General features: G+C 66.2%; 19 protein-coding genes. 11 read left to right on the top strand and 8 right to left on the bottom strand.

Features of this window, described 5'->3' with window-relative positions; translation table 11 throughout:
• Positions 1–7: 7 nt before the first annotated feature.
• A complete protein-coding gene (mgtE, locus tag AC07NK_RS02720) occupies positions 8–1405 on the bottom strand; it encodes a magnesium transporter (protein ID WP_495169023.1) in 1398 nt (465 codons plus the stop codon).
• A 194-nt stretch (positions 1406–1599) separates the two neighbouring features.
• On the opposite strand from mgtE, the gene AC07NK_RS02715 reads away from it, so the two are divergent.
• From AC07NK_RS02715 to AC07NK_RS02695, 5 genes are all read left to right on the top strand, one after another.
• The gene (locus tag AC07NK_RS02715) at positions 1600–2058 is read left to right on the top strand and encodes a peptidylprolyl isomerase (protein WP_495169022.1); all 459 of its coding nucleotides are present in this window, start codon (positions 1600–1602) and stop codon (positions 2056–2058) included.
• A gap of 115 nt (positions 2059–2173) precedes the next feature.
• Entirely contained in the window at positions 2174–2791 is a 618-nt protein-coding gene (locus AC07NK_RS02710; protein ID WP_495169021.1) for a LolA family protein, read from the top strand.
• Positions 2792–3031: 240 nt separating this feature from the next.
• Positions 3032–3817 carry an exodeoxyribonuclease III gene (locus tag AC07NK_RS02705; protein WP_495169020.1) on the top strand — a complete coding sequence of 262 codons (786 nt, stop codon included), beginning with the start codon at positions 3032–3034 and terminating at the stop codon, positions 3815–3817.
• The gene (gene ribA / locus AC07NK_RS02700) at positions 3814–4869 is read left to right on the top strand and encodes a GTP cyclohydrolase II (RefSeq protein ID WP_495169019.1); all 1056 of its coding nucleotides are present in this window, start codon (positions 3814–3816) and stop codon (positions 4867–4869) included. The genes AC07NK_RS02705 and ribA overlap by 4 nt, the downstream gene beginning before the upstream one ends.
• Entirely contained in the window at positions 4869–5300 is a 432-nt protein-coding gene (locus AC07NK_RS02695) for a hypothetical protein (protein WP_495169018.1), read from the top strand. Before ribA ends, AC07NK_RS02695 begins: the two co-directional genes overlap by 1 nt.
• Here the strand turns inward: AC07NK_RS02695 and AC07NK_RS02690 are convergent.
• Together AC07NK_RS02690 and AC07NK_RS02685 are read right to left on the bottom strand one after the other, a co-directional pair.
• Entirely contained in the window at positions 5297–5971 is a 675-nt protein-coding gene (locus AC07NK_RS02690; RefSeq protein WP_495169017.1) for an HAD family hydrolase, read from the bottom strand. The two genes, AC07NK_RS02695 and AC07NK_RS02690, sit on opposite strands and share 4 nt — an antisense overlap.
• A complete protein-coding gene (locus AC07NK_RS02685) occupies positions 5968–6636 on the bottom strand; it encodes a YggS family pyridoxal phosphate-dependent enzyme (protein WP_495169016.1) in 669 nt (222 codons plus the stop codon). The genes AC07NK_RS02690 and AC07NK_RS02685 overlap by 4 nt, the downstream gene beginning before the upstream one ends.
• A gap of 73 nt (positions 6637–6709) precedes the next feature.
• Here AC07NK_RS02685 and AC07NK_RS02680 point away from each other — a divergent pair, with 73 nt between their 5' ends.
• Positions 6710–7213, top strand: a complete 504-nt coding sequence (locus AC07NK_RS02680; RefSeq protein WP_495169015.1) for a thiamine phosphate synthase — start codon at positions 6710–6712, stop codon at positions 7211–7213.
• Here AC07NK_RS02680 and AC07NK_RS02675 read toward each other — a convergent pair.
• Complete coding sequence (locus AC07NK_RS02675; protein WP_495169014.1) at positions 7186–7908, bottom strand: hypothetical protein; 723 nt, start codon at positions 7906–7908, stop codon at positions 7186–7188. The genes AC07NK_RS02680 and AC07NK_RS02675 overlap by 28 nt on opposite strands.
• Positions 7909–8105: 197 nt before the next feature.
• On the opposite strand from AC07NK_RS02675, the gene AC07NK_RS02670 reads away from it, so the two are divergent.
• From AC07NK_RS02670 to AC07NK_RS02650, 5 genes are all read left to right on the top strand, one after another.
• Complete coding sequence (locus tag AC07NK_RS02670; RefSeq protein ID WP_495169013.1) at positions 8106–8555, top strand: DUF3576 domain-containing protein; 450 nt, start codon at positions 8106–8108, stop codon at positions 8553–8555.
• Positions 8556–8594: 39 nt separating this feature from the next.
• Positions 8595–11105 (top strand): leucine--tRNA ligase, encoded by a 2511-nt coding sequence (gene leuS, locus AC07NK_RS02665; RefSeq protein ID WP_495169012.1) that lies wholly within the window; start codon positions 8595–8597, stop codon positions 11103–11105.
• A complete protein-coding gene (lptE, locus tag AC07NK_RS02660; RefSeq protein ID WP_495169011.1) occupies positions 11102–11605 on the top strand; it encodes an LPS assembly lipoprotein LptE in 504 nt (167 codons plus the stop codon). Before leuS ends, lptE begins: the two co-directional genes overlap by 4 nt.
• Positions 11602–12624 carry a DNA polymerase III subunit delta gene (gene holA, locus AC07NK_RS02655; RefSeq protein WP_495169010.1) on the top strand — a complete coding sequence of 341 codons (1023 nt, stop codon included), beginning with the start codon at positions 11602–11604 and terminating at the stop codon, positions 12622–12624. Before lptE ends, holA begins: the two co-directional genes overlap by 4 nt.
• Positions 12625–12802: 178 nt before the next feature.
• A complete protein-coding gene (locus tag AC07NK_RS02650) occupies positions 12803–13195 on the top strand; it encodes a DUF3224 domain-containing protein (protein WP_495169009.1) in 393 nt (130 codons plus the stop codon).
• A gap of 36 nt (positions 13196–13231) precedes the next feature.
• Here AC07NK_RS02650 and AC07NK_RS02645 read toward each other — a convergent pair whose 3' ends face one another.
• The 4 genes from AC07NK_RS02645 to mnmG are packed head-to-tail and all read right to left on the bottom strand — an operon-like array spanning position 13232 to position 17368.
• On the bottom strand, positions 13232–14155 hold the full coding sequence (locus AC07NK_RS02645; RefSeq protein ID WP_495169008.1) for a ParB/RepB/Spo0J family partition protein: 924 nt from the start codon (positions 14153–14155) through the stop codon (positions 13232–13234).
• Positions 14152–14931, bottom strand: coding sequence for a ParA family protein (locus AC07NK_RS02640; protein WP_495169007.1), 780 nt, complete (start codon positions 14929–14931; stop codon positions 14152–14154). The genes AC07NK_RS02645 and AC07NK_RS02640 overlap by 4 nt, the downstream gene beginning before the upstream one ends.
• Positions 14928–15536 (bottom strand): 16S rRNA (guanine(527)-N(7))-methyltransferase RsmG, encoded by a 609-nt coding sequence (rsmG, locus tag AC07NK_RS02635; RefSeq protein WP_495169006.1) that lies wholly within the window; start codon positions 15534–15536, stop codon positions 14928–14930. Before rsmG ends, AC07NK_RS02640 begins: the two co-directional genes overlap by 4 nt.
• A complete protein-coding gene (mnmG, locus tag AC07NK_RS02630) occupies positions 15533–17368 on the bottom strand; it encodes a tRNA uridine-5-carboxymethylaminomethyl(34) synthesis enzyme MnmG (RefSeq protein ID WP_495169619.1) in 1836 nt (611 codons plus the stop codon). The genes rsmG and mnmG overlap by 4 nt, the downstream gene beginning before the upstream one ends.
• Positions 17369–17411: the final 43 nt, after the last annotated feature.

The following is a 17411-nucleotide window of genomic DNA, read 5'->3' as shown; positions in this document are numbered from 1 at the left end:
GTTCAACCTATCCGGTAAGGCCACTCGCGCTGGCGAGACCGAGAAAGACGAGGAAGCCCATCGAATCGGTGGTCATGGTCACGAACACGGATGAGGCGACCGCGGGGTCCGCACGGAATCGCGCAAGGGTAAGCGGCACCAGCACCCCGGCGGCTCCCGCGATGACGATGTTGGCGAGCATTGCGGTGGCGATCACGCCGCCGAGCAGCGCGTTCTGGAAAACGAGGCCAACCCCACTGCCCAGCACCGCCGCGATGGTGACGCCGTTCAGGAACGCCACCTGAATCTCGCGCCGGATCGCCCGCAACGTGTTGGACTGAGTGAGCTGGTTGGTGGCGAGCGCGCGCACTGTCACCGCCATCGTCTGGGTGCCGGCATTGCCGCCAACCCCCGCGACGATCGGCATCAGCGCGGCAAGCGTCACCATTTTGGCGATCGTCCCTTCGAACATGCCGATGATCGTCGCGGCGACCATCGCGGTGCCGAGGTTGGCGATCAGCCAGCGGACGCGCATCCGATAGGTATCGACCACGGGCTCGTTGATGTCGCCTTCGCCCGCGCCCGACAGCAGCAATGCGTCCTCGCCCGCTTCCTCGGAGATGATGTGGACGACATCGTCGACCGTGATCATGCCCACCAGCCGGCCGCTATCATCGACCACGGCCGCGGAGATCAGCGCGTATTTCTGGAAGATCAGCGCGACCTCTTCCTGGTCCATGCCCACCGGGATTAGCGTCTGCTCGCGTTTCATGACGTCACCCATCGCCACCGAACGCGGGGTGCGCAGGATCCATGACAGCGCGCAGGTGCCGACCGGCTTGTGCCCGGGATCGACGACGAAGATTTCCCAGAAGTCGGTCGCCAGCTCCTCTTCGCCGCGCAGATAGTCGAGCACATCGCCGACGCTCCAGTGCTCGGGCACCGCGATCAGCTCGCGCTGCATCAGGCGGCCGGCGGATTCCTCGGGATAGGAAAGCGCTTCCTCGATCGCGGCGCGATCGTCGGGGTCGAGGGCGCGCAGCACCGCGCGCTGATCCTCTTCCTCCATGTCCTCGATGATCGCGACGGCGTCGTCGGTATCGAGCTCGGCGGCGATGTCGGCGACCTCGTGCGGGTCGAGCGCGTCGATCAGTTCGTCGCGCACCCAGTCGTTCATCTCGGCGAGCACATCGCCGTCGATCAGCCCCACAATCGCGGCGGCGAGTGACTGGCGCTGCTCGGCCGGGGTCAGCTCGACCAGATCGGCGATGTCTGCGGGATGGAGCGGCTCGACCTTCTCGCGAACGGCTTCGACCTCGCCGGCCTCGACCAGATCGAGCACGGTCCGGACGAAATCGTGGCTGAGATGCTCGTGCGAGTCGCGGGGCGCGGAATCGGGCGCGGTGGTCTCGGTCTCGTCGGTCATCGAGCCTTCCCCTGCTTCGCGCCTGCGCCCCCTCTAACGCGGTCGAATCGTGCTGCCAATCCGGGGCGGTGACGGTTTGGAAACCCGCTCCCGACGCATGACCGCGCCGGTCCGCTCCTCTACACCGGTTTGCAACCGGGCGCACACATGCCTAGTTGACGCGCGACACGTCATTTTCTGGAGTTGTGTTTCAAATGGCCGATCTTCCCACCCGCCTCGTAATGACGCTCGACACCGGTGAGGTGCACATCAAGCTGCGCCCCGACCTCGCGCCCAAGCATGTCGAACGGATCGCCAAGCTCGCCGACAGCGGTTTCTATGATGGCGTAGTGTTCCACCGCGTGATCGACGGGTTCATGGCGCAGGGCGGCGATCCCACCGGCACCGGCATGAGCGGCTCGAAGGAACCGAACCTTCCCGCCGAATTCAGCCGTGAGCCGCACGCCCGCGGCGTCTGCTCGATGGCACGCACCAACGATCCCAACAGCGCCAACTCGCAGTTCTTCATCTGCCTCGACGATGCAACCTTCCTCGACGGCCAGTACACCGTGTGGGGCGAAGTGACCGAGGGCATGGAGAATGTCGACGCGCTCCCCAAGGGCGAGCCCCCGCGCAACCCCGGCAAGATCGTCACGGCGCGCAGCGAAGCCTGATCCGATTGCGATCCCGGCCCGCTTCCCATCTGGATGGGCAGCGGGCCGGGGCCGTGCGCGTTCAGCGCAAATTAAACCCGGAACCGGCAGGGACATCGGCATGTTTGGCACATCCATGAGCATCCGACCGCTGGCGGTTCTGGCCGCCGTCGCCCTTCCACTCGCGCTTCCCGCGACTGCCCAGCAGCAAGGGACGCTCGCCCAGGTGCAACAGCATCTGCGCGGCGCGCAGACCATGACCGCGACGTTCGCACAGACCGATCGCGCAGGCAAAACGCTCAACGGCACGCTCACGCTGAAGAAGCCCGGCAAGATCCGCTTCCAATATGAGAAGGGCGTACCGCTCCTGATCGTCGGTGACGGCAGTTCGCTGTGGTTCATCGACTATTCGGTCAAACAGGTGTCGCGCTGGCCGGTCAAGAATTCGCCGCTCGGTGTGCTGTTGAACCCCGATCAGGACATTTCGCGCTACGCGAAGGTTGTGCCGACCGCGAGCCCGGACGTCGTGAGCATCGAAGCCCATGACCCCAAACGGCCCGAATATGGCCGGCTGACGATGGTGTTCGCACGCAATGCGTCGGCGCCGGGCGGGCTGATGCTGCAAGGCTGGGTCGCGCTCGATTCGCAGAACAACCGCACCACCGTCCGCCTGTCCAACCAGCAATTCAACGCGCCCGTCAGCGATGGAGCGTTCCGCTGGAACGACCCGCGGAAGACCGGCGGACGCCGCTGAACCCCAACCGGACTCCGCCATTCATGTTGGCGACAGCTTCATAACGCTAACACTCATAGTGCGGACGGGGCTTTCGGGATTTTTCCCCCTGTTGCCCGAAGCTGTCCCGTCCCGCCTGCGTGACGAACGCCAGGTCGGCCCTCGCTCCATGCCCCCGGAGCGGGGGCCTTTCGCGTTTTGGAGCTTTTGCGACCGCGCCGACTGGCGCGGCACGGCTTCCCCGACTACATCCCCGGTCGCATGAAGATCGCGTCCTGGAACATCAACTCCGTCCGCTTCCGTATGGAGATCGTCGAGAAATTCCTCCGCGAGGAGGCGCCCGATATCCTGTGCCTGCAGGAAACCAAGGTGGTAGACGAAGACTTCCCGCACGCGCCCCTGCGTGCGCTGGGCTATGATCATATCATCATCCACGGCCAGCGGATGCACCATGGCGTCGCGATCGTCAGCCGTGTGCCGCTGATCGAGGACGACCGGCTCGACTGGCAGGCCAATGGCGAAGCACGGCATGTCGGCGTGCGGCTGCCCAACGGCGTGCGGCTCGAAAATGTCTATGTCCCAGCCGGCGGTGACGTTCCCAATCGCGAGGTGAACCCCAAATTCGGCCAGAAGCTCGATTTCATCGAACGGATGACACGCTGGTCCGAAGGGCTGGGCGATCTGCCCGTGATCGTGACCGGCGATTTCAACATCGCTCCGCTCGAATCCGACGTGTGGAGTCACAAGCAGCTGCTCGACGTCGTCAGCCATACCCCGATCGAAGTCGAGGCGCTGGGACGGCTGCAAGCCGCGAACGACTGGGTCGATCTCGGCCGTCACTTCATCCCCGCGCCCGGGCGCTGCTTCACCTGGTGGAGCTATCGCGCCAAGGACTGGGCCGCATCCGACCGCGGGCGCCGGCTCGATCATATGTGGGCGAGCAGGGACGTCGCGGCAAAGGCGACCGCGCACCGCGTGTGCGAGCCGTGCCGCAGCTGGCTCAAGCCGTCGGACCATGTGCCGATCGTCACCGAGTTCGACTTTTGAACAGCCGCGCCGTCGCTCAGGCCATCGACGCCCTGCGCCGCGGCTGGCCGATCGCGATTCGGGGCGAAGCCGGCACGCTCGCGCTGCTGGCGATCGAGACCGGCGACGCGGCGCGTCTGGCCGGGTTCGATCCCGATTCGACGGCGCCGGTGCTGATCTCTGCCGGACGCGCAGCGACGCTCAAGCTCGCCAACCAGCGCGACGCCGCCGTTCCCGACGCGCCGGTGCTCGTCCAGCGCGCGCCATGGCTCGACTTCGATGGCGCCGTGGCGCTGGCCGACCCGCAACTCGACCTCGCAACCCCGCTCAAGGGTCCGTTCCGCGCGATTCCGGTGCCCGTGGCCGATGCCGCCGCCGCGGCGCTGCGGCTGGCGCGGATCGCCGGGCTGGTGCCCGCCTTCTTCATCCGTGAGACGGCCGGTGGCGACGCCATCACCCCAGCCGATATCGACGCGCATGAGGACCCGGTGCGCCTGCGGATTGTCACGCGCGCGCGCCTGCCGGTCGCGGGCGCCGAGGACACCGAGATCGTCGCCTTCCGCACCCCCGAATCGCCCGACGAGCATGTCGCGCTGCTGATCGGCCAGCCCAACGGCAGCCCGCCGCTGGTGCGGCTGCACAGCGAATGCCTGACTGGCGACGTGCTCGGCAGCCTCAAATGCGATTGCGGGCCTCAGCTCCACGCGGCGATCCACGCCATCGCGGACAGCGGTTGGGGCGTGTTGCTCTATCTGCGCCAGGAGGGGCGCGGGATCGGCCTGATCAACAAACTGCGCGCCTATGCGCTGCAGGATCAGGGGTTCGACACGGTCGATGCCAACACCCGGCTGGGCTTTGCGGTCGATGCGCGCGATTTCGGCGTCGCTGGCCGGATGCTCAAGCTGCTGGGACAAGACCGGGTGCGGCTTCTGACCAATAATCCCGAGAAGGTCGCGGGACTCGAAGCCGCCGGAATCGCCGTCGCCGAGCGGGTACCGCACAGCCTCCCGCCCAACCCGCACAACGAACGCTATCTCGCCACCAAGCGCGACCGCACCGGGCATCAGCTTTAGTGCGCTATTATCTCGACGCCGAGTTCAACGGGTTCGGCGGAGCGCTGATTGCCCTTGCCCTCGCACCTGAGGACGACGGCGCGCCCTTCTACGCCGCGCTCGACTGTCCCGCCCCGACGCCATGGGTCGCCGCGCATGTACTGCCGGTGCTGAACATAGAACCGGTGACGCGCGAGGTGCTTGGGCAATCGCTCGCCACCTATCTGGCGAACGACCCGCATCCGGTGGTGATCGCCGACTGGCCCGAGGACATCGCCCATGCCGCGATGGCACTGATCGCGCGGCCCGGATACCGCCATCCGATTGCACGCATCACGTTCGAGCTATGCGACGCGCCCGGCTTCGACGCCGCAGCGAGAAGCGCCGTGCCGCATAACGCGCTCGAAGACGCGATCGCACTGCGCACCTTCATGCTGAGCCGGGGCGATTAGGTCATCAGGCGGGCGACTTCGCCGAAGTCATGCGCGATATCGTGGACACCGACTGCCCGCAGGCGCTCATCATGCCCGTCACCGCAATGGCTGCCCGCGCACAGTCCGATGACATGCGCCCCTGAAGCAACCGCGCCCGTCGCGCCCACCGGCGAATCTTCGAGGATCACGCAGCGCGCGATGTCGACGCCCAGCGCCTGCGCCGCATAAAGATAGATGTCCGGCGCCGGCTTGCCGCGGGTCACATGCTCGCGGCCGCTGAAGATCTTGTCCCCGAATGCGTCGCGAACGCCGAGATGATCGAGATGCCCCGCGATCCACGGCGTCATGCTCGACGAGGCAATCGCGCGCGGAAGCGAATCGGGAAGCGAGCGGATGAACGCGACCGCACCGACCACGGCCTCGATCCCTTCCTCCAGCGCCCGCTGATCCTCGATTGCACGCGCGTCGTAGAAATCGGCGGGCAGCGGACGGCCGATCCAGCGCTCTACCGCATCGAGGAACTCGCGCCCGGAGAACCCCATGAAATTAGCCATCGATTCTTCAGGCGTGGTCGGATGGCCGATCCCCGTCAGATATTCCGCGACCTGCTTATTGCCGGCATATTCACTCTCGAGCAGCACCCCGTCGAAATCGAAGATGATCGCGTCGAAGCGGATAGGAAGGCTCATGCACGTGCTCCGAACAGGGCGGTGCCGACGCGGACATGCGTGGCGCCGATGGTGACTGCGGTCTCGAAATCGTCGGACATGCCGATGCTGAGCCCGGTGACGTCATGGTCGCGGGCCAGCTTGGCCAGCAGCGCGAAATACGGCGCGGCATCGACACCGAGCGGCGGGACGGCCATCAGCCCGGCGACCGGAAGCGCCGCGGCGCGCGCCTCGGCGAGCAGTCCAGGGAGATCGGTGACGGCGCAACCGCCCTTCTGGGCTTCGTCGCCGATATTGACCTGAATGAAGCAGGGCGGGCGGCGATCCGCCTTGTCCATCGCGCGGGCGAGCGCGGTGACGAGCGACAGCCGATCGACCGAATGGATGGCGTCGAACAGCGCTACCGCGTCCTCCGCCTTGTTCGACTGGAGCTGACCGACCAGGTGAAGAGCGATCCCCGGTGTCTCCTCGCGCAGCGCGGGCCATTTGCCCGCCGCCTCCTGCACGCGATTCTCCCCGAACACGCGCTGGCCCGCCGCGATCAGCGGACGGATCGCATCGGCTTCGTGCATCTTGGAGATGGCGACGAGTGTAACCTCCGCGGGATCGCGGCGCGCAGTGCTGGCAGCGCGGGCGATACGGTCACGGATGGCGGAAAGGCGCGTTGCAGCGGTGTCGGATGCCATGCGCGCGGCTATAGGAGGGGCGATGCCGCACCGCCACCCCTCCCATGCCAGGGATTTTCCCCGGCGCTGGCTGATGACCGATCCGCGGTTGGGCGATGCGTTATGGGACACGCTCGCAACGCTTCCAAAGGGCTCCGGCGTGATCCTTCGGCACTATGAATTGCCGATCGCCGAACGCAGGGCATTGTTCGCAAGGGTTCGTCGCATTGCCCGGCGCCGGGGATTGACGTTGATCGTCGCCGGGCAGCACCGGCTGGGACACGCATCCAGCCATGGCCGCCATCGCGGCGCACTGACCGCCCCGGTCCATTCGCGGCGTGAGGCGATCACGGCGATTCGCAACGGCGCACGGCTGTTGTTCGTCTCGCCCGTCCACCCGACTCGCTCGCATCCGGGCGCGCTCGTGCTCGGTCCTGTGCGACTCGGGTTGCTGATTCGCGGACTCGACGCGTTCGTGATCGCGCTCGGCGGCATGGACGAGCGTCGCTGGCGCGCGCTCAGGCCGCTAGGCGTTTATGGCTGGGCAGGAATCGACGCCTGGGCGCCGGATCAGAAGCGGATCGCAGTACCGACATAGACTGCCTGGCTGTCGCGACGATTGTCGGTCAGCTGCGGCAGACGATTCTCTTCGGACTTGTACCGCACGCCCGCAGTGAGATCGAGGTTGCGGGTCAGCGAATAGGAACCGCCGACATCGATCGAATAGCTGGGATCGGCGGCAATCAGGCGCGGCACGCCGTCAAGCGGACGCTCTGCCCCGGCCTTGATCCGGCCCGACGCGCGCTTGCCGGTGTAGCTAACCCCCAGATCGACCGCCTCGCGGCTACCCGGCTGCCCGGCCAGATCGAGCTTGGAGAGATCACCCGAGACGGCAAAGCGCTTCCAGCCCACCGAAACGCCAAGATTATAGGCGATCGGCTGAAGCGTGACGGCGGCAGGCGCCGCGGCGCCACGATCCGCCACTGCAGCAGGCGGACGCGCGGTACGCGCACGCACCGCAACGGTGACGCTACGGCTGATCGAGCGCGGCGAATCGGCCGGCGTGAACCGGAAACCGCTGCCGCCAAGGCCGCTGCGCGCCAGAACGGCGGCAAGCTTCGGATCCGCGGCGGCCGGCGTGAAGGTCCCCATGCTGGCAATCGAGGGCGCACGCTTGGGTGTGGCGATTCGCTGCTGCGATGTGGTCTGGGCAAGAAGTGCGGGCGCGACGACAAGGCCGGCTGCGCCCAGCGCGCCGATCCCTATGCCAGTCATGAGTCGCCGAACGCTCATTTGATCCCCTACCGTGACTCAGCGCCTACCATGATTCCGCCGCAATGTACCACCGCCGGAATCGCTTTTCCCCACAGGTGTTGCACAAGACGCACAGGAGGGCGTGCCGGGGCGCTCAGAGCGGCTTGCGCTTGCGGCGGGCGCATGACGATCTATAGATGCTCGCCACCCTTAGAGTTTCCCATAGGAAGATGCCGATGAACCGCCTGTTGCGCACCGCGATCCTGGGCAGCGTTGCCCTGAGCCTCACGGCTCCGCTCGCCGCATGCGGCGGTGGCAAGGATCGCCCCCGCGCGGACCTCGCTGCGTCGAAGGTCACCACCATCGGCGTCAACGCCTATCTGTGGCGCGCCGCGCTCGACACCGTTTCGTTCGCACCGATCATGCAGACCGATTCGAACGGCGGCGTGATCGTCACCGACTGGTATGTGAATCCGAACCTCCAGACCGAGCGGACCAAGCTTACGGTCGCGATCCTCGATCAGGATCTGCGCGCCGATGCGCTTCGCGTGAGCGCGCAGCGTCAGGTCAACCGCAACGGCCAGTGGGTCGATTCGCCGGTTGAGGCTTCGACGGTGCAGAAGCTCGAGGACATCATCCTGACCCGCGCCCGCGACCTGCGCCGCGCGGCGATCGTCGAGAATTAAGGGCAGGCGGGAAGGCCCGCCGCTCCGAAAAATGAAGGAATGAATGTGTCGCGGTTCAACGCGCTGAAGGCCGATTCTGCGTGGCAGAAGCTGTGGGAAGAACGCGGCACCTTCGCCGCAGACGATAATTCGCCCAAGCCCAAATCTTACGTGCTCGAGATGTTCCCCTATCCGTCGGGGCGCATCCATATGGGGCATGTCCGCAATTACACGATGGGCGACGTACTGACGCGCTATCGGCGGATGAAGGGCATGGAAGTGCTCCACCCGATGGGCTGGGACGCCTTCGGGATGCCCGCCGAGAATGCGGCGATGGAGAAGAAGGTCCATCCCGGCGGCTGGACGCGCGACAATATCGCAACGATGCGCGCACAGCTGAAGCGGCTGGGCCTCGCGATCGACTGGAGCCGCGAGCTGGCGACCTGCGAACCCGATTATTACGGGCACGAACAGGCACTGTTCATCGATCTCCTTGAAAACGGGCTGGTTTACCGCAAGGAATCGACGGTCAACTGGGATCCGGTCGACATGACCGTGCTCGCCAACGAGCAGGTGATCGATGGCCGCGGCTGGCGCTCGGGGGCGCTGGTCGAAAAGAAGAAGCTCAACCAGTGGTTTCTCAAGATCACGGACTTTGCCGACGAACTGCTCGACGGCCTCGGCACGCTCGACAAATGGCCCGACAAGGTCCGGCTGATGCAGGAAAACTGGATCGGTAAGTCCGAAGGACTGCAGTTCCGGTTCAAGCTCAACGATGGTGGGGATGTCGAGGTCTTCACCACCCGTCCCGACACGATCTTCGGGTCGAGCTTCGTCGCGATCGCGGCGGACCATCCGATCGCGCGCAAGCTCGCCGAGGGGAATGCCGACGTCGCCGCGTTTATCGCACAGTGCAAGCTGGGCGGGACCACCGCGGCTGAGCTGGAGACGCAGGAGAAGCTCGGCTTCGATACCGGCATCCGTGCGGAACATCCCTTTGATCCCGCGTGGAAATTGCCGGTCTATATCGCGAATTTCGTGTTGATGGACTATGGCACCGGCGCCGTCTTCGGCGTGCCGGCGCACGACCAGCGCGACTTTGAGTTCGCGACCAAATACGGCCTGCCGATCCGGCGTGTCGTTTCCGAAGGCGACAAGACCGCACCCGAATTCACCGAAACCGAGGCCTATACCGGTCCCGGCACGCTGGTGAACTCGCACTTCCTCGACGGCATGGACGTGCCCGACGCCAAGCGCGCGGTGATTACCCGCGCCGAAGCCGGTAGCTGGGGCAAGGGCACGACCGTGTGGCGCCTGCGCGACTGGGGCGTGTCGCGCCAGCGTTACTGGGGCACACCGATCCCGATCGTGCATTGCGAAGTGTGCGGCGTGGTGCCGGTGCCCAAGAAGCAGCTGCCGGTGGTGCTGCCCGAAGACGTCAGCTTCGACATTCCCGGCAACCCGCTCGACCGGCACCCGACCTGGCGGCATGTCGATTGCCCGCGCTGCGGCCATCCGGCGCGGCGCGAGACCGATACGCTCGATACCTTCGTCGACTCGTCGTGGTATTTCATCCGCTTCGCCAGCCAGCCGGGCGACAAGCCGTTCGACCGCAAGGTCGCCGAGCAATGGCTGCCGGTGAACCAGTATATCGGCGGGGTCGAGCATGCGATCCTGCACCTGCTCTACGCCCGTTTCTGGACGCGTGCGCTCAAGCGCATCGGCATGCTCGACATCGCCGAGCCGTTCGAAGGGCTGTTCACCCAGGGCATGGTGACGCACGAGACCTATAAGTCCGCCGACGGCCGCTGGCTGTCGCCGGGTGACGTCACGCGTAAGGACGAGATCTGGGTCGAGACCTCGAACGGCAACCCGGCGACGGTCGGCCGCATCGAAAAGATGTCCAAGTCCAAGAAGAACACCGTCGATCCCGAGCCGATCGTCGATCAGTACGGTGCGGACGCGGTGCGCTGGTTCGTGCTGTCGGACTCGCCACCCGAACGCGATCTGGAGTGGACCGAGAACGGCATCGAGGGCGCATGGCGCTTCGTCCAGCGCCTGTGGCGGCTGTTCGACGGGCTGGATAGCTGGGAAGGCGAGGACAAGCCGCTCGACCGCATCCTGCACCAGACCATCGCTGGTGTGGCGTCGGATATTGAGGGCCTGCAGTTCAACAAGGCCGTCGCCAAGCTCTATGGGCTGGTCAACGCGATCGAGAAGGCACAGCCAAGCGCCTCGCGTGCCAATGCGGTGCGCACGATCATCCTACTCGCCGCGCCGATGACCCCGCATCTCGCCGAGGAAGCCTGGGCTGCGATGGGGAATGACGGCCTGATCGCCGACACCGAATGGCCGCAGGTCGATCCCGCGCTGCTGGTCGAGGACGAGGTGACGATCGCGCTGCAGGTCAACGGCAAGCTACGCGACACGGTGAAGGCCGCGAAGGGCGAAGCGAAGGACGTGCTTGAGGCGATGGCCTTGGCAAACCCGAATGTGCAGCGCATTCTGGAAGGCGCAGCTCCCAAAAAGGTAATCGTCGTGCCCGACCGTCTGGTGAATATCGTCGCATGAGGCTTGCCCCCGCCCTGCTCGCGCTCACCGCGCTCACGCTCAGCGGGTGCGGCGGGCTGCGGCCCCTTTATGGCGGCGGCGTCGGCGGACCGGTCCAGACGATGCTGTCGGGTGTCGAAGTCGCGCCGATTCAGGGCGAGAGCGGCTGGCTGGTCGCCAATGCTGTGCGCGACCGGATCGAGGCGACGCGCAGCGGTACCCCTGTCTATCGGCTCGACATCAAGCTCGACGATCGCATCGAGGGCCTTGGCGTGCGCCGCGACGACGTCGTGACGCGCGAACGCCGCACCCTGCGCGCACGCTATCAGCTCGTTGAACTCGCCACGGGTCAGGTCGTGCTCGATGCCACTGCAGGCTCCGATGCCGGCATCGATGTCGCGGGCTCCGAATATGCGACGATCGCGGCCGAGAAGAGCGCGCTTGAGCGGCTGTCGGGGATCGTCGCCGACCAGATCGTCGCGCGCCTCGCCCGCTACGCACGCGCCGCCGAAACGAAGTGAAGGCCAGCGAGGCACAGATTCGCACCCGGCTGGACAAGCCGGGGCCGGATATGCGCCTGTTCGTCCTCTACGGCCCCGACGAAGCCGGCGCCAACGACCTGGCCGCACGGCTTGGTCGGGCGATGGGTGCTGAAGCCGAGCGCATCGATATCGAGGGCTCGTCGCTCAAGGGCGATCCGGGGCGTCTCGCAGGCGAAGCCGCTTCGCTCTCGCTGTTCGGCGGCGCGCGCTACATCCGCATCGCGGGGATCGACGATGACGCAACCGAAGCGGTGCGGCTGCTGCTCGATGCCGAAGTCGCCGGGAACCCCGTGGTCGCCGTCGGCGGCGGCCTGAAAGGGACCGGACGTCTGCTCAAGCTTGTCCTCGCCGCTCCCAATGCGATGGCGCACGCCTGTTATATGCCCGATGCGCGCAACGCCGCGCAGCTCGCCGCCGGAATCGCGCGCGAGAATGGCCTGCGGCTGGTGGGCGGCACCGCCGAGCGGCTCGCGGCACTGTCCGGCGGCGATCGCGCGGTGCTGGCGCGTGAGATCGAAAAGCTTTCCATCTACCTCGACGCCGCGCCCGACCGGCCGCGTGAGGCGGGTATGCCGGCGCTGGAGGCAATCGGCGCCGATCTGGGCGATGCCGAGATGCAAAGTGCGATCGAAGCCGTGGTCGAGGGTCGCTCAGCGGAGATCGGCGTGGAACTCGCCCGGCTCGAGCAGGCGGGAGTCTCCGCAATCCCGCTGCTGCGCCAGCTCGTGCGGCGGCTGATGAACCTCGCCGAGATGCGTGCCGATATCGACCGCGGCGCTACGGCCGATGAGGTGGTCAAGCGGCACCGCGTCTTCTTCAAGGAAGAGATGAGCACCAAGATCGCGCTGCGCCGCTGGACCAGCCCAATGCTGGCGCGCGCGGTGGAACGCGTCCGCGAGGCCGAGCGTGGCATGACCCGCGCCGGCGGCAATGCAGGCCAGGTGATCGCCGACGAGGCACTGGTGACGCTGGCACGGGCGGCTGCGCGGGGCCGTTGAGGCGCGCAAACTGACCGCGCGCCAGCTTCAGGACGCCTTCTTCTGGCTCCCTACCCCGTTTCAGGCCCGACAGATGGCAATCCACCGATCTTGAGCCAGTGGACTGGCCAATTGACTCAATGGCGAGTTGTTCGCTATTTGTTCTCACTGAGCCCCGGAACCGCCGATGGAGACAGCGATGCGCCGTGCTGCAGGGACCTTTCAGATCAGAATGACACCGACCGGATCGCCGCCTGATGCGAGGCCCGATGCCCCGGGCCGTATGCTCATCGAGAAGCAGTATACCGGCGATCTCACGGGGTCAGGCGAGGGCGAGATGCTCGCAATGATGATCGAACAATCCGGGGCATATGTCGCAATGGAGCGAATTCGGGGGAATCTTGATGCCCGGGACGGCGCCTTTACCGTGGTTCATCGTGGCATCATGGATGCCGGCGTGCACGAACTCTCGATCACCATCGTGCCCGGGTCCGGAACAGGTGCGCTGGAGGGGATTGCAGGTGTCTACCACCTGACGATCGAGGACGGTGTCCACCACTACGCGCTCGAATATCGCTTGCGGGATGATTGATCCCGCCGCGAGAACAGCGACGCCCGGAGAAGGGCTCTAGATCTTCTCGCCCGTCAGCCGCTGGCAGATCATGTCGAGCTGGTCGAGCGTCGAATAGGCCAGCGTCATCGTCCCGCCCTTGTCGCCATAGCCGATGCGGACGTTGAGCCCAAGCACATCGCCCAGCTGACGCTCAAGTGCAGCGATATCGGCATTGGCGCCGAGATCGGACAAGCCGGCACTCCCCCTCCCCGCAGCGCGCGGCTTGGCTTCGCGCGCGAGCTTCTCGGTCTCGCGCACCGACAGGTCGCGCTCGACGACGATTCGCGCGAGCTTCTCCGGGTCCGGCGCGCCGATCAGCGCGCGGGCATGGCCCATCGTCAGGCTGCCCTCGACCACGCGCTGGCGCACGCTCGGCGGCAGATCCAGCAGGCGCAGCAAATTGGCGATGTGGCTGCGCGACTTATGGACGATCTTCGCCAGCACTTCCTGCGTATGGCCAAACTGCCCGATCAGCTTGGCATAGGCCTCCGCTTCCTCGATCGCGTTCAGATCCTCGCGCTGGATATTCTCGATGATCGCGATTTCGAGCGTTTCAGCCTCGTCGAGGTCGCGGACGATCACCGGTACCTCGTGCAGCCGCGCACGCTGCGCAGCGCGCCAGCGACGCTCGCCGGCGACGATCTGATATTCCTTGCCGTGCGGGCGCACCACGATCGGCTGGATCAGCCCGCGCATCGCGATCGACTTGGCGAGCTCCTCGAGCGCGTCCTCGTCGAAATGGCGGCGCGGCTGCTCGGGATGCGGCGCCAGCGAGCTGACGGGAAGCATCCGCACGCCCGGCGAATGTTCACCACCGGGACGGACCGGCTCTTCCCGCTCGGCATCGCCCAGCAGCGCGCTGAGCCCGCGGCCAAGATGCGGGCGCGGCGCCTTGCGCAGCGGGGTGACAGATGCGGGGGGCGTGGTTTCGTCGGTCATGCGGCCTTCCTCAGCCTCGGCAGGCGGTCGATCACTTCACGGGCAAGCGCGATATAGGCTTCGGATCCGGCGCAGCGATGATCGTAGATCAGCGCGGGCAGGCCGTGGCTCGGCGCTTCGGAAAGGCGGACGTTGCGCGGGATCACCGTGTCGAACACCACCCGGCCGAGCACCGCGCGGACATCGTCGGCTACCTGATCGGTCAGGCGGTTGCGGCGGTCGTACATGGTCAGGACAACGCCGAGGATCGACAGGCCCGGATTAAAGCGGCTGCGGATCCGCTCGACGGTGCTGAGCAGCTGGCTCAACCCCTCAAGCGCAAAGAACTCGCACTGGAGCGGCACCAAAAGCGCGTCCGACGCGACCATCGCGTTGATCGTCAGCAGCCCGAGCGACGGCGGACAATCGATGAGGATCACGTCCCAGCGCTGCTCGCTGCGGTCGATCGCATTGTCGAGGCGATGGGTGCGCGCATCGAACTCGATCAGTTCAATCTCTGCGCCCGACAGATCGACCGTCGCAGGGACGATATCGAGGCCGGGAACGCGCGTGGCGACCACGACCTCCTCGAGCGTCACGTCGCCGACCAGCAGGTCATAAGTCGAGTGCTCGCGATCGGCACGACTGATGCCCAGACCCGTCGAGCAATTGCCCTGGGGATCGAGATCGAGAAGCAGCACCCGCTGACCGGTCGCGGCAAGCGCGGTGCCGACATTGATCGCGCTCGTGGTTTTACCCACCCCACCCTTCTGGTTCGCGATGGCGATGCAGATCATCTCGGGCGGACCCCTTTGGCGACGACGATGAGTGAATCGGAAGCCGTAATGCTCGGTTCCACGTGGAACGAACCATGCCATTTGCGGCGCGCCTCTGCCACCTCCGATTGCGCATTTCGGCCCTTTGGCAGCACCCAGACTGTGGAAGACGTGGATCGATGTGCGGCAATGCGGAACAGATCGGAAAGCTGAGCAACGGCGCGGGCGGAAATCACCGCGACCTTGCCTGCAGTCCGTTCGATCTTGTCGGTATGGACGATCACATTCCCGAGACCAAGCTCAGCCGCAGCGCGCGACAGGAAGTCAGTACGAAGCTTGCGGGGTTCGACCAGTTCGACCGGCGCTTCGCGGAGCAATGCCACGACAAGGCCGGGCAATCCTGCCCCGCTGCCGATATCCAGAAAGATGCCGTCCGCCGGCATATGGTCGAGCAGCTGGGCCGAATCGACGATATGGCGGGACCAGATCTGATCGAGCGTCGAAGGTGCGACCAGATTCTGCTTCCCTGCCTCCTCGCGCAGCGATTCGACGAAGGTCGCGAGCTGCGTTTCACGTGAAACACCGAACCGCGCGCGGATCCAGTCCCGGGCTTCGTCCTCCGTCATGCGGCCCTCCGAACGTGCAGCATGATCGCGGTGAGCGCCGCCGGGGTTATCCCGCGCACGCGCCCGGCATCGCCGACCGTCGCCGGCCGCGCCAGCGTGAGGCGTTCGATCATCTCATTCGACAGCCCCGGGATTGCCGCATAATCGAGCGCAGCGGCAATGCACGTATCGTCCGATCGGGTCATCGCTTCCTGCTCGGCTGCCTGGCGTTCGAGATAGGGGGCATAGCGTGCATCCTCGATCAGTTCGGCGAGCAGATCCGGCTCGGCCCCGGCGACATCGATACCGAGATGCGCGATGCTCACTCCGGTGAAACGGAGCCATTCGAATGCGGTGCGGCGTGCGCCGTCCTGTGACACCGGAGCACCTGCCTGACCCAGCGCATGTGCGGTGCGTGGCGCCGCGAAACGCATGTCGAGCGCAGCGCGGTTCTCCCGGCGACGGATCTGATGCACCCGGCGCACCTCGCCAATACACCCTGCAGCGTCTCCGATCGCGCCCAGCCGCGTCTCGGCATTGTCCGCACGCAGGCGCAGGCGATATTCGGCACGCGCGGTGAGCATGCGATAGGGCTCGGTCACACCCTGCAGTGTCAGGTCGTCGATCATCACACCGATATAGCTGAGCTCGCGGGGCAGGATCATCGGCGCCCGGCCCAGCGCCAGTGCCGCCGCATTGACCCCTGCCACCAGTCCCTGTGCAGCCGCTTCCTCATAGCCCGTCGTGCCGTTGATCTGCCCGGCACAGAACAGGCCCGGCACGTCGCGGCTCTCCAGCGACGCATCCAGCGCACGCGGATCGACATGGTCATACTCGACCGCATAACCCGGCGTGACGATCGTCGCGCGGCCAAGGCCCGGGATCGAGGCGATCATCGCGGCCTGCACGTCGGTCGGCAACGAGGTCGAAAGGCCGTTGGGATAGACAAGATCGGTCTCCAGCCCCTCCGGCTCGAGGAAGATCTGATGCCCGTCCCGGTCACCGAAGCGGAAGATCTTGTCCTCGATCGACGGACAATAGCGCGGGCCACCCGCCTCGATTGCTCCGCTGAACAGCGGTGAACGGTCGAGGCCGCTCCGAATGATATCGTGCGTCTGCTGTGTCGTCCGCGTGATTGCACACACGAGCTGCGGCAGCCGTGGCGTATCGGTGAGCGGCGACATCCGCCAGGGTTCAGCGTCGGAAGGCTGTTCGTCGAGCGCGCCCCAGTCGATCGTCCGCCCGTCGAGGCGCGGCGGCGTTCCGGTCTTGAGCCTCGTAATCGGCAGCGCCAGCTCGCGCAGCTGGACGCCGAGCGCGGTTGCGGCGCGTTCGCCGACCCGGCCACCGGTTTCACGCTCTTCGCCACGGAAGATCCGTCCACCCAGAAAGGTGCCGCTCGCGATGACCACCGCGGCGCCGTGCAGCTGCTCGCCGGTGGAAAGCTGCACGCCGGCCACCCGCCCCTGCTCGACCACCAGACCCACGGCTTCGCCTGCAACGATATCGAGGCCGGGCTGCGCGGACAGCATCGTCTGGATCGCTGCAGCGTAACGCTTGCGGTCAGCCTGGACGCGCGGCCCCTGCACCGCTGGCCCTTTGGAACGGTTGAGCAGGCGATAGTGGATCGCCGCCTGATCCGCGGCACGCCCGATCAGTCCATCAAGCGCATCGACCTCGCGCACCAGATGCCCCTTGCCCAGCCCGCCGATCGCCGGGTTGCACGACATCGCCCCCAGCGTCGCCGGATCAAAGGTGATCAGCGCGGTACGCGCGCCGCAGCGCGCAGCCGCAGCCGCCGCCTCGGTGCCGGCGTGTCCGCCGCCGATCACGATCACATCCCATGTCCGCATGCCGGTCGAAATAGCGCCGCGCGGCGCTGCGGTCAAAAGCGTT

The sequence above is a fragment of the Sphingomonas sp. GW821-FHT09B04 genome (assembly GCF_059418285.1).
This window is presented reverse-complemented; position numbering and strand designations above follow the sequence as displayed.